We start from the raw sequence: 14,919 nt of genomic DNA on the forward strand, positions 1-14,919 counted from the left end.
TTCAAGAAATTTACTTGGTGGATTTTAGATATTCACGTGGCATTATATCTGCATGAAATACGATCTGAATCTGCTGCCCGTGTTCATGGCTCTCATGGAAGAGCGGAGCGTGACCCGCGCGGCCAATCGGTTGGGTATCTCACAGCCGGCGCTGTCGAATGCGTTGAACCGGCTGCGCGAGACGCTTCGCGACCAGCTTTTCATCAGGGAGAGGTACGGCATCCGGCCGACGCAGCTTGCCGAGGAAATCGCTCCGGCGATCGCAGCGGCCTTGAGCCAGCTGGATAATGTTGTTGTTCACCAGCAAGAGTTCGATGCCGGCAAAGCGAAACGGCTGTTTCTCATCGCACCCAACAGCTATGCCGAACTCGTCCTCATCCCGGCTCTGATAACGCGGCTTCAGCAGCAGGCGCCTGGGATCAGCTTGCGGATGACGCCGTTCGGCAACGATCTCGGGGAGACCGGCGTGATCTCGGGGACGACCGCTTTGGTGTTGGGAAGGGTGGTCGATCCTCCCGACAATCTCGTGGTCCAGCACCTGATGGACGACGGACTTGCCTGCGTCGTGCGCGCCGACCATCCGGATGTCGGCGACACCTTGTCCAAGCGACAGTACGAAGCGCTGAGACACGTCAATGTCCTTCCTCCTGGGCGCATCCGGGCCGGTGTTTTTCAGGCGTTGGCCAAACAGAACCTCAGAAGGGAAGTCGCCGTTTCCGTTACGCATTTCCTCGCCGTCCCCGAAATGATCGCCGTGACGGACTACTGCGCGACGCTACCCAAACTGATTTGTCGACATCTCCAGCGCGATTCGAGATTGAAGATGGTGCCTGCCCCGGTGGATCTTGGGACGTTCCCTGTCGAAATAGCCTGGCATGTTCGATACCGTCATGATCCGGCTCATCGCTGGCTGCGCGAGATCATCAGCGACACCGCGCGCTCGTTTGGTGAAGCTAGCGGGCGTGGAGCTTGATCTGGCGATCTTTTTGTCCGGGTGGAGTTGCGACGAGCGCGCAGCTGCCTTCCGCTTCCATCGCTCGAACGACTTCAGATGCCAGGTCCGGCGGGTTCAGGTAGGTGGTGCCGAATTCAAGCTGCAGGCCAAATCCGGGTCAGGGGTTTGCTCATGGTGGCGGACGGAATCGGCGGCGCTGACCTAAGCCGGTTGCCACCCCCTGTAATATGTTCGCCCGTGACTTTCGCATCGAAGCATTTGGGTTGAACGTGCGCAATATTCGCTGAGCGCGGGCTTCAAACTGCGTCTCGTCGGTCCTGCTTCGTTCATTGCCGAGATGCAAAGCCGTGATTTCGATACGAGGTTTCGGAACGGTCGATTGGGACGCGGGCCGATCCGGCCCACGTCGCATAGCTCAATACCTATTATGACTTGTATTTTTCTTCCAGAAGATCGAGCAGATTGAAGGCGGTCAGGATATTGCCGAACAGGAAGTCGGCCGAGGGCAGTTCTATCTTTTCGCCTTTCAGATTGGCGAAGGTAGGCAGGGCTTTCAGCTTTTCGCTCATGGCGCCCGCACCCTTGGCGCCGTCGTCCTCCAGAAGCAGGATCATGTCGGCTTCCAGAAGGTCGAGGCGTTCCAGGCTGATATTGATGAAGGCGTCGTCACCGCTTGCCTGCTGCTGCGGCGGTGCCTTGAAGCCGACATCCTTCAACACCGCCCATGTGAAGGAATTGTCCTGGAGCATGTAGCGGACAAGGTTGGTCCGTACGCGCGCGACGGTTGCCGTTCCTGCTCTGTTACCGATGATGGCGCCCACCTGCGTGGTCCGGTTTCGGTAACGATCGAGTAATTCCCTGGCCTCTGCCTGACGTCCCGTGATCTCGGCTATCGTGGTCAGCGTTTGCTGCCATTCCTTCTGGTCGACGTCGATGAGCACGGTCGGTGCGATCTGGCTGTAGCGATCATACATTCCCTGCTGATCGGGCAGGTCGTCATTGCTCATCAGGATGAGATCGGGCTCCATGTTGAGCACCGCCTCGTAACTCGGCTCGCTGGACGTGCCGATATAGCCGATATCGGCCGGCAGGCGTTCGGCCACGCCCCTAGCGAAGCCGCCGGTGTATGTCGGACGGGACGCGCCGACCGGCTTGATGCCAAGCGCGACGGTCGGCTGCAGAACATCATCGCCGTCGGTGACGACGATGCGCTTGGCCGCCTTCGGGATTTCGACCGAGCCGATCACATCCATGACGGTGATGGTTTCCTGGGCAAGGACGGGGCTGGCGGCAAAGGCCAGCGAGGCGGCCAGCATGTCGCGGCGTGTCAGGTTCAGGGGCACGGTCGTTATCCTTTCGTGAGGTCCGGTGAATTGACGTGGAGACCGCGCGGTACGACCAGCGGCGTGCCGAAGATCGGGTCTGCGATGATCATGCTGTCGAGGCCGAAGACGTCGCGAACCAGGGCTTCCGTGACGATATCGGCGGGACGGCCTTGTGCCACCGCATGGCCGTCGCGCATGGCGATCATATGGGTTGCGTGCCGGCAGGCTTGGTTGAGGTCGTGCAATACGGCGGCGATCGTATAACCGCGTTCCCGGTTGAGCTTTTCCAGCAGAAGCATGAGTTCCATCTGGTGCGCGATGTCGAGAAACGTGGTCGGCTCATCGAGCAGCAGCAAAGGCGTTTCCTGCGCCAGGACCATGGCAATCCAGGCGCGCTGGCGCTGGCCGCCCGAAAGCTCGCTGACACGACGGTCCGCAAGCTCGTTCATGCCCGTAGCGTGGATGGCCGCGGCAACGGCGTCTGCGTCGGCCCGGCTCCATTGGCGCAGCAGGTTCTGGTGCGGATAGCGGCCACACGCGACGAGTTCGGTGACGGTGATGCCATCCGGCGCAATTGAGCTTTGCGGCATCAGCCCGACACGGCGGGCAAATTCCTTCGCCGGGATGGACGATATGATGCGGCCGTCCAGGAAGACGGAACCCCGAGTGGGGGCAAGAAGGCGCGACAGGGCCTGAAGAAGCGTGGACTTGCCGCATGCATTCGGGCCGACGATGGCGGTGAACGAACCGGGCGGGACCGTGACGGTGAGATCCTGTGCGATGACCCATTTGCCATAGGCAAGTTCGACGGATTGCGCTTCGAGGCGGGGAGCGGCTTGCGATGCGACATGTACTGTCATGTGCGGCGTGCCTCCTTGACGATCAACCAGAGGAAATAGGCCCCGCCGATGCAAAGCGTGACAACGCCGACCGGAAGCTGGATGGGGGCAAAACTGTGCTGTGCGACGTAATCGGCAGCGGAAAGCAGAACGGCGCCCGTCATCATCGAAGCGGCGAGCGACGTGCCGGCCGTGCGGGTTATGGCATGGGCGATTGGCGGCGCCGCCAAAGCCACGAAGGGGATGGGACCGGCAATTGCCGTGACGAGAGCGGTGGCGACGATGGCAAGCGCCATCAGCGACAAGCGCACGGTCTCGACCTTGATGCCAAGTGCACGGGCGCGGGCATCGCCCATTTCCATCAGCCGCAGAGGTCGCGACAGGAACAGCGCGGCAATGATGACGGGAAGCGCCATCCAGACCACGGGCGTCAGTTGCTGGCTGCTGACCTTGGCGAGTGTGCCCATGCCCCATGTATTGGCGGCCATTGCGGTCGACAGCGTCGACCTAAGCAGGATCCAGTGATTGGCGGAGGTGAGCATGGCGCTGACGCCGATGCCGACGACGATGAGCTGAAAGCCCTGGATCCCCTTGTGCCAGGTGAGAAGATAGACGGCGAGTGCCGTCAGCAATCCACCGGCGATGGCGCTCCCGGCGAGAACCAGCCAGCCGCCGCCTGCAAATGTGATGGCGAGGATGGCGCCGGTATAGGCGCCGGCATCGAAGCCGACAACATCCGGACTGCCGAGCGGGTTGCGGGTGATCGACTGGAAGACGGCACCGCCGAGCCCCAAGAGCGCACCGAAAAGAGCGGCTGCTGCGGCGCGTGGCATGCGCCATTCGAGCACGACCAAACGGGTGCGGCGCTGGCCATCGCCCATCAGCACATCGATCACCTCGGTGACCGGGATGCGTACCTGTCCGCTGACAAGCGCGGCGATCAGGATGGCGAAAGACAGTGCGGCGAGGACGGCACAGACCAGCAGAAGCCTTTTGTCGATGCTTATGCCGACACGATCGCCGAAGGCGCGAAGGGTGAGGCGCCGACGCATGAAGGAGGGATGCAGGCTCATAGCGCCGTCACCTTGCGGGCGCGCACCAGCCAGATCAGCACCGGCGCACCGATGAATGCGGTGACAATGCCGACCTGTATTTCCGCCGGGCGCATACTGAGCCGACCGACGATATCGGCACCGAGCAGCACGATCGGTGCCAGAACGATCGTGTAGGCAAAAATCCAACGCTGATCGGTGCCGCCAATGGCACGGGCGACATAAGGGACCATCAGCCCGAGAAAACCGAGCGGGCCGGCGGCCGCTGTCGCGGCGCCCGTAAGCAGCATGACGGCGACAACGACCATGAAGCGGGCGCCGACGAGACCTGCGCCGAGTGAACGCGCCTGATCGTCACCGAGCGCAACCACGTTGAGAACCGGTGCCGCCACAATGGCAAGCACTATGCCCGCAATGACGAAGGGAGCCGTATAGGTCAGGCTGTCGTAGCCGGTTATGGCGAGCGAACCAACCTCCCAGTTGAGCATGTGATCGAATGTGTTGGGATCGAGAAAGATCAGCGCCGAGGTGAAACCGCGCAGCACCGAGCCGATGGCGACGCCGGCCAGCGTGAGTTTCAGCGGCGTGGCACCGCTGCGCCCTCCCATTGCCGCCGCATAGACGGCGATCGCGGCAAGCCCGGTCCCGGCAAAGGCGAACCAGATCAGTGAGAGCGGATGAGACATGCCAAGAAGGCCGATGGCGACGACCATGGCGAAAGCAGCACCGGCATTGATGCCGAGAATACCCGGATCGGCCAGCGGATTGCGTGTCAGGGCCTGCATCAATGCGCCGGACAAGGCAAATGCGGTTCCGGCCATCAGGCCGAGTAGTGTTCGCGGCAGGCGCAGCGACCAGATTGTCTCGCTGTCGATGCCGGAATCGGGTGCAAGCAGAGCCGATGCGACATCGGTCAGCGCGATGGTGCGCGCTCCCACTGCCAGACTGACAAAGGTGACAAAGACGAGGACGATTGCCGCAAAGGCAAGGCCGAGGCCTTTTCCATGACGATGGGTGGCAGAGGTAAAATTACCCGTGCCGGCGGCGGTTCCGAGGGGGCTGGCACTCATGAAAGCGATCGCTCGTCCTTCTGAGATCGCCTCCCGTCGATCTTTTGATGACAAATTTAGTCATCTTTTGGCCGGCCAGCCGGGATAAGTCAATTGAAGTGCGGAATTTTCGCGGAAGAATCCTTGAACTCGCTTTTGGATTACGAGTTCGGAGGTGCGAACCAGTCCACCAATCAGGGCTTCCTGTTCGATCTCATCAGAAGCGAAATTCCCCATATTTCCAATGCTTGCGCGTCAGGTGCCGCCGGTTGCGTGCATCAACAAACCTTTGCCGCCGTGCTCGATATCATCCCGCATGGCAGCCTGGGCCGCTTCCGCGTCCTTGTCGCGCAAGGCTTTGACGATGCGGCGGTGAGGGTGTGGCTCCCAGTCCGGCAATCCCGCATCGTAGAGATGGGACAGGATTGGGCCGCAGCGAATCCAGAGCGTTTCAACAATATCGTAAACGATGGGCAATCGTCCCATGCGGCACAGTGTCAAATGGAATTCTGTATTAAGATCAATGGCTTCTTCGAATGTCTTGGATGCATGACACTCGGAAATGCGAGCGTGGATCCTTTCCAGGGCGTCGATCTCCTCCACACTGGCGGCCGCCGCTGCCGCGCCTGCGGCTCGACCTTCGAGATCCATGCGAATCGCGCGGATCTCCAGGAGCTGATCGAGCGTCAGGGTGGGCACCATGACCGTTCCACGGGCGTCGAGCGTCAGGGCCTTTTCGCTGACGAGCCGCAATAGCGCCTCGCGCATCGGCGTGGCGCTGATGCCGAAACGTGCCGACATCGGACGTAGGCGCAACATTTCGCCCGGCTTCAACTGGCCGCGCATCAGCGCCTGCCGCAGGCCGAGATAGGCGCGGTCGCTCAGGTTCTCCTTCACGATCGGTTGAGCCCAATCGGTGCTAGTGGCGGACATCAGGTTATTTTCAACTGCGGTTCTTGACACTCATCACCCATCATGCAGATAGTGTTATAACAAATAACATATAGTAAACTCCGACTTGTGCGAAGAGGAATCGTACACCAGTGACAGGCGAGGAGGCCAGTCGCAGCCGGGGATGAACTTGGAGGAAGTTCATGATTGCGCTCCGCAAGACCGCGGCCGCTTTCGGGCTCGAGCTGGTATCGCTCGATGCTCTGAAGTCGCCAGCCGCCGATGAGGTGCTGATCGAGGTTGCCGCAGCCGGCATCTGCGGCAGCGACCTGCATGCCTATGAATGGTCGCCCGGTTACGAGTTCATGGCCGCGAACCTGCCGCTCACAGTCGGGCACGAGTTTTCCGGTGTCATTCTGTCCATTGGCGCAGGCGTATCGAATTTCAAACCAGGCGATCGTGTCGTCTGCTGGCCAACCAAGACCTGCGGAACATGCCCGTCCTGCCTGGCCGGCGAGCCGCAGAATTGCAGCCGCCGCAGCATCATCGGCCTGCATTGCGATGGCGGTTTTGCCGAAATGGTGATGGTACCGGCCGAAAATTGCCGGCATGTCCCGGATGATCTCGATCTTTCCATCGCTGCCTTGAGCGAGCCGCTGGCCGTCGCCGTCAACGCCGTCGATATCGCCGATGTGCGGCCGGGAGCGCGCGTCGTCGTGCTCGGGCCGGGGCCGATCGGGCTCGGTATCGCATGGGTCGCAAAACACCGCGGCGCCCAGGTGTTGATCGCCGGGTTGCGCGATCCTTTGCGCCTGTCGCTGGCATTGCAGATGGGCACAGACCATGCCGCCGATCTCGACGGGAAGAGCCTGGAGCAGGCGGTGACGGAAGCCTTCGGCCAGCCGGCGGATCGCGTCATCGAAGCCACCGGCGTCGCACGCTCCGTCGTCGACGGCCTTGCGGTTTTGCGCCCCGGCGGTGTGTTTGTCGTCGCCGGCATCCATTCGAAACCGCTGGAGCTCGATCTGACGCGCTTCGTGCGCGAGAAGAAGCAGTTGCGCGGCGCCCATGACACGACGGATCGGGCCCTGGGTGAAGCGATCCGCCTTCTGGCTGAACATTCCGATGCTCTGTCGAAGCTCATTACTCACCGGCATCCGTTATCGAGCGGCGTCGAGGCGTTCGAACTGGCGCGCAGCCGGCAAGCGGTGAAGGTTCTTCTTCTTCCGCAGGGACATGATGTGACATTCGAAGGGAAAGACGCATGAGCGGAATGACGCGAGCCGTGATCGCCAAGGGCGCGGGTGGGCCGGATGTCCTTGCCATCGTCGAGCGCGAGCTGAGCGCCGCCGGTGCGGGGGAAATGGTTGTGCGGGTGCATGCAGCCGGCGTCAACCGTCCGGACGTGATGCAGCGGCAGGGCAATTATCCGCCGCCACCCGGTGCCTCGGATGTTCTGGGCCTCGAATTGGCCGGCGTGGTGGAAACGGTCGGGCCGGGTGTTTCGCGTTTCAAGACAGGCGATCGGGTGATGGCGCTTGTCCATAGCGGCGCCTATGCCGAACGCGCGATCATTCAGGAGGGGGCAGCTCTGCCCATACCGGACGGCATGTCATTCGTTGAGGCGGGAGCGTTTCCCGAGACCTATTTCACCGTCTGGAGCAATGTCTTTGAGCGTGCCGGCCTCAAGGGCGCGGAAACGCTGCTCATTCATGGCGGCACATCGGGTATCGGCACCACGGCGCTGAAACTCGCCAAGGCCTTCGGCGCAAAGGTGATCGTAACCGCCGGTTCAGCTGAAAAATGCCAGGCGTGTCTCGACCTCGGTGCCGATGCCGCGATCGATTATCGTCGGCAGGATTTCGTCGCCGTTTCCAAGGAATTGACGGACGGCAAGGGGCCTGACGTCATTCTCGACATGGTCGGCGGCGACTATATCCAGCGTAATCTCGAAGCCATCGCCGCCGATGGCCGTATCGCCCAGATCGCCTTTCAGCAGGGCTCAAAAGCCCAGCTTGATCTCCTGCCGCTGCTGATGAAGCGCGTCACCCTGACCGGATCGACGCTTCGAGCGCGGCCGATCGAGATGAAGGCGCGGCTTGCGGCTGCGCTGCAGGCAAATGTGCTGCCGCTGCTTTCAAGGGCAGAGGCGCGGCCGCTGATCGATTCCACATTCGCATTCGACAAGGTTGCCGACGCCCATGCGCGCATGGATGGCGGCAGCCACACAGGCAAGATCGTTCTCGTCATGGAGAAACAGGGCTGAATCACGGTCCTGTTTAGGGAGAGGAAATGGGTATGAACGTCATGAGCAAGCCAGAGGCGCAGACAGCCGCCAACAACATGACCGGAGCGCATGTTCTGGCGGCGGCCCTCAGCCGTCACGGAGTGAAGGAGGTTTTCGGGCAGAGCATTCCGTCAGCTCTGTTCCTTGCCGCGCCCGATTACGGCATCCGGCAGATCGGCTACCGCACCGAAAATGCCGGGGCGGCGATGGCGGATGCGTTTGCCCGCGTCTCCGGCAAGGTTTCCGTGGTCACGGCGCAAAACGGCCCGGCGGCGACCCTATTGGTTCCCGGCCTTGCGGAAGCGTTGAAGGCCTCGATCCCGATCGTCGCCATCGTGCAGGATGTTGCCCGCCGGTTCACCGACAAGAACGCCTTCCAGGAACTGGATCATTTTGCCCTTTTCGGCGGCGTGGCCAAATGGGTACGCCGGATCGCCGATCCCGCACGCATCGACGACTATGTCGACATGGCCTTCGCCGCTGCCGCGACCGGCAGACCCGGACCCGTCGTCCTGCTCGTGCCGCTCGATGTTCTGGATGAACGGCCGGACATCGACCCTGCCGCGCCGCGCCGTGATGCGACGCTTGGCACATTCCCGCTCGATCGCACGGTCGCCGATCCGGCGCGCGTCGCCGAGGCGGCCAAGCTGATCGCCGGGGCTGCACGGCCGATCGTGATTGCAGGCGGCGGCGTGCATGCCTCGCAGGCGGCTGCGGAAGTCACTGCGCTACAGGCACTTGGCCTGCCGGTTGCGACGACGGTTATGGGCAAGGGGGCGGTCGATGAGACCAACTCGCTCTCCGTCGGCGTGGTCGGCTATTTCATGGCGCCGCGGGGACGCACGTCGCATCTGCGCGACCTCGTCACAGAAGCGGACGTTGTTCTGCTTGTCGGCAACCGCACCAACCAGAACGGCACTGACAGCTGGTCGCTCTATCCGAAGAACGCAAAATTCATCCATCTCGATATCGATGGTGGTGAGATCGGCCGCAATTACGAAGCGCTGCGTCTCGCAGGCGATGCCAAATTGACTGTCGCGGCACTTACCGAGGCACTGAAGGGCCATGATCTTTCGGCCATTGCCGGCCGCCGCAAGGCGCTGGAGGAAAAGATCGCCTCCGGTCGCACCGCCCATCAGGAAGACATGAAGGCACTGGTGAACATGGATGCCGCCCCCATCCGTCCGGAAAGGCTGATGGCCGATCTCGATACGGTGCTGACGCCGGAGAGCATCGTCGTTGCCGATGCGAGCTATTCGTCGATCTGGGTTGCCAACTTCCTGACCGCCCGCCAGGCCGGCCAGCGTTTCATCACGCCGCGCGGCATTGCCGGTCTCGGCTGGGGCCTGCCTTACGCGCTCGGCGCCAAGACGGCGCGCCCCGACGCACCGGTGATCTGCCTCACCGGCGACGGCGGGTTCGGCCATGTCTGGTCGGAGATGGAGACTGCGCGGCGCATGAAGCTGCCGGTCGTGCTGATCGTGCTCAACAATCAGATCCTCGGTTACCAGAAACATGCCGAGCTGAGCCTGTTCGGCAACTTCACGGATGTCTGCGACTTCGAGGCCGTCGACCACGCGGCGATTGCCGGGGCGGTAGGCTGCCGCGGTGTACGCGTCGAGAAGCCGGAGGATTTTCTGCCGGCCCTGAAGGAGGCGCTGGCGGCCGAGACGTTGACCGTCATCGACGTCGTGACAGACGAGCGGGCGCATCCGCCGATTACCAGTTTCCAGGGCAAGGAGGCGCTGGACTACTGACGAAAGTCGCATTGCAGCAGACCACGGCTTTTCACGGGAGGAAAAGATGAAATTGCCGAACTTGTTGAAAATGACCGCCGCAGCGATCGTGCTGTCGGCATCCGCAGCCCATGCCGACGTCAAGTTCGGTGCACTTTATCCGTTCAGCGGTCAGCTCGCGCTTCTCGGGGAGGAGAGTGCGCGCGGTCTGGAGATCGCCGTTGATGAAATCAATGCCGCCGGCGGCATCCAGGGCGAGAAGGTCGTTCTGGTGAAGGGTGACGCCGTCGACAACAACCAGGCGATCGGCGAAGCCCGCCGGCTGATCTCGCTGGAAAAGGTTTCCGCAATTTTCGGTACCTATTCCTCGGCGCGCTCGATCGCTGCAAGCCAGGTCGCCGAGCTTTCCGGCATTCCCTATTTCGAGCTCGGCGCGGTGGCGGACGAAGTCACCAGCCGCGGCCTGCAATACATGTTCCGCACCAACCCCTATGCCAAGGACATGGGCGCGATGGTGATCGACATGGTGGTCGAGAAGGTGGCTCCGGGTCTCGATAAGCAGCCGACCGATCTCAAGATCGGCATCATCTACGAGGATTCGAGCTACGGCACGTCGGTCTCAAAGCACCAGGCCGACTATGCCAAGCAGAAGGGCCTCAACGTCGTGCTCTCTTCCGGTTATCCGGCAGCGACCGTCGACATGTCCTCGCTGGTCCTGCAGTTGAAGCAGGCCGGCGCCGACGTGGTGTTGCAGACCTCCTACCAGAACGATTCCGTGCTCTTCCTGCAGCAGGCCAACGAGGCGGGTTACAAGCCTTCCGCGGTCATCGGCGGGGGCGGTGGTTACTCGATGCAACCGACCGCCGATGCGGTGGGGCATGACGTGATCGAGAACGTCCTCGACGTCGACTTTACCCAGTTCCTCGTCAATACGGCGGCGACGCCGGGGCTCGAGGGCTTCGTCGAGGCCTATAAGAAGAAATACGGCATTCCGCCCCGCTCGGGCCATTCGCTCAACAACTATGTGGGCGGCAAGGCGCTTATGGAAGCCATTGGCAAGGCGGAAGGCTTCGAGCCCGACACGATCGTCGAGGCGGTGAAGGCGATCGACATCCCCGATGGTCAGACGGCTGCCGGTTACGGCATCAAGTTCGGCGAGAACGGCCAGAACGAACGGGCCGCGATGATGGGCATGCAATGGCAGGGCGGCAAGCTCGTGGCCGTTTATCCCGACGCCGCGGCGGTCAGCCCGCTGCGCATCGCGAAGTAAACGCGAGCGGGCGGCGGTCCATCCGTCGGGCCTCCGCCCGCCTTCACAACTCCTGCAGCCATCCCGAAGGCGGTCCGCCGTTTCGGCCCCGAATGTAATAGCGAGGCGTGATGGAAACGTTTCTACAAGTGCTCGTCAGTGGACTGATGCTCGGTGCGCTCTTCGCCATCGTCAGCGTCGGGCTCACCCTGATCTTCGGTATCGTCAAGGTGGTGAATTTCGCCCATGGCGAATTCCTGATGCTGGGCATGTACCTGGTCTACCTGATCACCACCAAGCTCGGCATCCATCCGCTGCTCACATCGGTGATCGTGGCACCGCTTCTCTTCGTGGCGGGCGTCGCGACCCAGCGCTTCATCATCCAGCCGCTGATGTCGGCGCGGGACGACCATATCCAGATCTTCGCCACCGTCGGCCTGTCCACGGCGCTGATCAATCTGGCACTGCTGCTGTTCGGTGCAGACATCGCCAATACGCCGTCTTCCGGTCTGCGCACCCCGATCACCTTCGGACCGGTTCGCGTCCTGCTCGGCCAGCTTCTCATCCTGGGCGTCTCCATCCTGCTGGTCATCGGCCTGCAGGCCTTCCTGAAGCGCACCCAGACCGGGCGTGCCATCCGCGCAGTGGCGCAGAACAGGGCGGCGGCGCAGCTGATGGGTATCAATGTCAACCGCATCTACATGCTGACATTCGGCATCGGCGCGGCCTGTGTCGGGCTCGCGGCCTCCATGGTTGCGCCGCTTTATCCGACCTCGCCCAATATCGGCACCTATTTCGTCCTGACTGCTTTCGTTGTCGTCGTTCTCGGCGGGCTCGGGTCGCTGACCGGCGCATTCGCAGGCGCGATGATCATCGGTCTGATCGACTCGTTTGCCGGCTTCTACATTGGATCGGACGTCAGGGAGGTCGTCGTCTTCGGCGTGTTCCTGCTGATCCTGATCCTGAAACCCTCGGGGCTGTTCAGCAACCGCCTCACCCTTTCACACGTTTCGCCCTGAGGGCGCCATGAGGAAGACCGTGACAGACACCACGCTCGACACCGACATGACACAAGCGCGCCCGAACTCGCTGCACTGGAAACGGATCGGCCTTTTCGCCGCAGGCATGCTTGCGCTTCTGGTCATCCCGATCCTGATCGGCGACCAGTTCATCTCGCATATATTCGTCACCATCTTCATCTTCGCCGGCCTTTCGACCGCCTGGAACATCGTTGGCGGTTATGCCGGCCAGCTGTCGCTTGGCCATGCCATCTTCTATGGCATCGGCGCCTATGCCGGGATCATCTTGATGAACCTCGGCATATCGCCCTGGCTCGGCATGTTCGTCGGCGCGGCCGTCTCGATGGTCGTCGCGGTCGCGATCAGCTATCCCTGTTTCCGGCTGCGCGGGCCGTTCTTCTCGCTCGCGACAATCGCCTTTCTCGAAGTGTTCCGCGTGCTTGCGCTGCATTTCCGTGAGCTGACAGGCGGCGCGACCGGGCTGATGATCCCGCTGAAATTCGGCTGGGAATGGATGGTCTTCCGCGATCGCACACCGGGACTTCTCATCGCCTTCGGCATGCTGCTGGTCGCACTCGGCGTCGCCTGGTGGATACGCTCGCACCGGCTCGGCTTCTATCTCGTCGCGACCCGCGAGCGCGAAAGTGCCGCCCAGGCAGCCGGCGTCAACACGGTCAAGGTGCGTCTGATCGCAGTTGCGGCATCGGCAGCCCTGACGGCGATGATCGGCACGTTTCACGCCATGTATCTGACGTTCATCGACCCGAGTTCGGTGTTTTCGCTGACGACATCGATCCAGATCGCAATGTTCGCGCTGATCGGCGGTATCGGCACGATCTTCGGGCCGCTGGTCGGCGCGGTCTTCCTCGTGCCGCTGTCGGAGCTTGCCCGCGGCTGGCTCGGCGCTCAGGCGCTCGGCCTGCACGGCTTCGTCTATGGCGTCGTGCTGGTACTGGTCGTGCTGTTCATGCCGAACGGCATCGTCGGTCTTACCGGGCGGTTCTTCGCCGGCAAGAATGAGGAGAAAAGTGTGCAGGCCGCGCCGATCGCAGCTGTGGCCCGCACCAGCCGGCCACCGATCGGGAACGATCTTCTGGTCGTCGATCATCTCGACAAGCATTTCGGTGGGCTGCATGTCACCCGAGACGTCAGTCTGACCTTGAAGGAGGGCGAGATCCTCGGCCTCATCGGCCCTAACGGTGCCGGCAAGACGACCGTCTTCAACATGATCTCAGGCTTCCTGAAGCCGTCCAGCGGCACGGTGAAGGTGCGTGCGCAAGACGGATCGATGATGATGCCGGTGACGCCAGGCGATTTCGCCGCCATCGGCGTCGGCCGCACCTTCCAGATCGTCCAGCCTTTCGCGGCGATGACGGTGGAGGAGAACATCATGGTCGGCGCCTTCCATCGCCATTCGGATGTGAGGGAGGCGCGCGATGTGGCGCGCGAGACGGCGCATCGCATGGGGCTTGGACCCTATCTCAATGCCGAGGCGAGGGGGCTGACGATCGGCGGCCTGAAGCGCCTCGAAGTCGCCCGCGTCATGGCCATGAAACCGCGCATCCTGCTGCTCGACGAAGTGATGGCCGGCATCAACCAGGCGGATGTACGCCGCGCCATCGACCTCATGCTGTCGATCCGCGACACCGGCGTGTCGATCATCGCGATCGAGCATGTGATGCAGGCCGTGATGTCGCTGTCCGACCGGGTCATCGTCCTGAGCTCCGGCCAGATCATTGCCGAGGGCAAGCCGCAGGATGTAGTGCGCGACAAACAGGTGATCGAAGCTTATCTCGGAAAGGATTTCGTCCATGCTGAGGCTTGAAGGCATTCACGCCGGTTACGGGCCGACGAGCATCCTCCATGACGTATCGCTGGAGGTGAAACGCGGCGAAGTGGTGACGATCGTCGGTGCTAACGGCGCCGGCAAGACCACGACGTTGCGTACCATCGCGGGGCTGATCCAGCCGACCGAAGGAAGGATCTTCTTCGAGGATCGCGACATTACCAGCATGCCGGCCCATGAGGTCGTCGATCTCGGCATCACGCTCATCCCCGAGGGGCGGCAGCTTTTTGCCGACATGACGGTCGAGGAAAACCTGCTGATGGGCGCTTACCGCCGAGAGGCGCGCAGCCGGCAGGCCGAAACGCTGGAACATGTTCTCTCCCTGTTTCCGCGGGTGCACGAAAGGCTTGCCCAGAGCGCCGGATCACTGTCCGGCGGTGAGCAGCAGATGGTCGCGATCGCCCGCGGGATGATGGCTCGCCCGAGCATCCTGATGTTCGACGAGCCGTCGCTGGGCCTTGCACCGATCATCGTCCAGCAGGTGTTCGAGGTCATCGAGTCGATCACCTCGACCGGTACGACCGTACTGATCGTCGAGCAGAACGTGTTCAACACGTTGAAAGCCTCCGACCGCGGTTACGTACTCGAAAACGGCGAGATCGTGCTCTCCGACACGTCGGAAGCGCTGTTGACCAACGACCATGTCCGCCAAGCTTATCTGGGAATCTGAT

At 62.1% G+C, this 14,919-nt stretch carries 13 protein-coding genes; 8 read left to right on the forward strand and 5 right to left on the reverse strand.

The genetic code is table 11. From position 1 onward, the window contains the following. Positions 1-52 precede the first annotated feature (52 nt). Positions 53-973 carry a LysR family transcriptional regulator gene (locus AC0JZ4_RS19585; protein ID WP_471888174.1) on the forward strand — a complete coding sequence of 307 codons (921 nt, stop codon included), beginning with the start codon at positions 53-55 and terminating at the stop codon, positions 971-973. A gap of 407 nt (positions 974-1,380) precedes the next feature. Here the strand turns inward: AC0JZ4_RS19585 and AC0JZ4_RS19590 are convergent, their stop codons facing one another. The 5 genes from AC0JZ4_RS19590 to AC0JZ4_RS19610 form a co-directional block, all read right to left on the reverse strand. Next, positions 1,381-2,298, reverse strand: coding sequence for an iron-siderophore ABC transporter substrate-binding protein (locus tag AC0JZ4_RS19590; RefSeq protein WP_471888175.1), 918 nt, complete (start codon positions 2,296-2,298; stop codon positions 1,381-1,383). A gap of 5 nt (positions 2,299-2,303) precedes the next feature. Further along, the gene (locus tag AC0JZ4_RS19595) at positions 2,304-3,140 is read right to left on the reverse strand and encodes an ABC transporter ATP-binding protein (protein WP_471888176.1); all 837 of its coding nucleotides are present in this window, start codon (positions 3,138-3,140) and stop codon (positions 2,304-2,306) included. Then, positions 3,137-4,192 carry a FecCD family ABC transporter permease gene (locus AC0JZ4_RS19600; protein ID WP_471888177.1) on the reverse strand — a complete coding sequence of 352 codons (1,056 nt, stop codon included), beginning with the start codon at positions 4,190-4,192 and terminating at the stop codon, positions 3,137-3,139. The genes AC0JZ4_RS19595 and AC0JZ4_RS19600 overlap by 4 nt, the downstream gene beginning before the upstream one ends. Then, positions 4,189-5,241 carry a FecCD family ABC transporter permease gene (locus tag AC0JZ4_RS19605; protein ID WP_471888178.1) on the reverse strand — a complete coding sequence of 351 codons (1,053 nt, stop codon included), beginning with the start codon at positions 5,239-5,241 and terminating at the stop codon, positions 4,189-4,191. Before AC0JZ4_RS19605 ends, AC0JZ4_RS19600 begins: the two co-directional genes overlap by 4 nt. A 234-nt stretch (positions 5,242-5,475) precedes the next feature. Beyond that, a complete protein-coding gene (locus AC0JZ4_RS19610; protein WP_471888179.1) occupies positions 5,476-6,153 on the reverse strand; it encodes a GntR family transcriptional regulator in 678 nt (225 codons plus the stop codon). A gap of 161 nt (positions 6,154-6,314) precedes the next feature. On the opposite strand from AC0JZ4_RS19610, the gene AC0JZ4_RS19615 reads away from it, so the two are divergent. The 7 genes from AC0JZ4_RS19615 to AC0JZ4_RS19645 all read left to right on the forward strand — a co-directional run bounded on the left by AC0JZ4_RS19615 (position 6,315) and on the right by AC0JZ4_RS19645 (position 14,918). Further along, on the forward strand, positions 6,315-7,379 hold the full coding sequence (locus AC0JZ4_RS19615) for a zinc-dependent alcohol dehydrogenase (RefSeq protein ID WP_471888180.1): 1,065 nt from the start codon (positions 6,315-6,317) through the stop codon (positions 7,377-7,379). Then, positions 7,376-8,377, forward strand: a complete 1,002-nt coding sequence (locus tag AC0JZ4_RS19620) for an NAD(P)H-quinone oxidoreductase (RefSeq protein ID WP_471888181.1) — start codon at positions 7,376-7,378, stop codon at positions 8,375-8,377. The genes AC0JZ4_RS19615 and AC0JZ4_RS19620 overlap by 4 nt, the downstream gene beginning before the upstream one ends. A 32-nt stretch (positions 8,378-8,409) precedes the next feature. Beyond that, positions 8,410-10,155: an acetolactate synthase catalytic subunit gene (locus tag AC0JZ4_RS19625; RefSeq protein ID WP_471889039.1), complete on the forward strand. Its 1,746-nt coding sequence runs from the start codon at positions 8,410-8,412 to the stop codon at positions 10,153-10,155. 46 nt (positions 10,156-10,201) lie between these two features. Next, complete coding sequence (locus AC0JZ4_RS19630) at positions 10,202-11,404, forward strand: ABC transporter substrate-binding protein (RefSeq protein WP_471888182.1); 1,203 nt, start codon at positions 10,202-10,204, stop codon at positions 11,402-11,404. A gap of 110 nt (positions 11,405-11,514) precedes the next feature. Continuing rightward, the gene (locus AC0JZ4_RS19635; protein WP_471888183.1) at positions 11,515-12,402 is read left to right on the forward strand and encodes a branched-chain amino acid ABC transporter permease; all 888 of its coding nucleotides are present in this window, start codon (positions 11,515-11,517) and stop codon (positions 12,400-12,402) included. A gap of 46 nt (positions 12,403-12,448) precedes the next feature. Then, complete coding sequence (locus tag AC0JZ4_RS19640; RefSeq protein ID WP_471889040.1) at positions 12,449-14,227, forward strand: branched-chain amino acid ABC transporter ATP-binding protein/permease; 1,779 nt, start codon at positions 12,449-12,451, stop codon at positions 14,225-14,227. Further along, positions 14,214-14,918 carry an ABC transporter ATP-binding protein gene (locus AC0JZ4_RS19645; RefSeq protein WP_471888184.1) on the forward strand — a complete coding sequence of 235 codons (705 nt, stop codon included), beginning with the start codon at positions 14,214-14,216 and terminating at the stop codon, positions 14,916-14,918. The genes AC0JZ4_RS19640 and AC0JZ4_RS19645 overlap by 14 nt, the downstream gene beginning before the upstream one ends. Position 14,919 lies beyond the last annotated feature (1 nt).

Source organism: [Rhizobium] kunmingense (assembly GCF_977018605.1).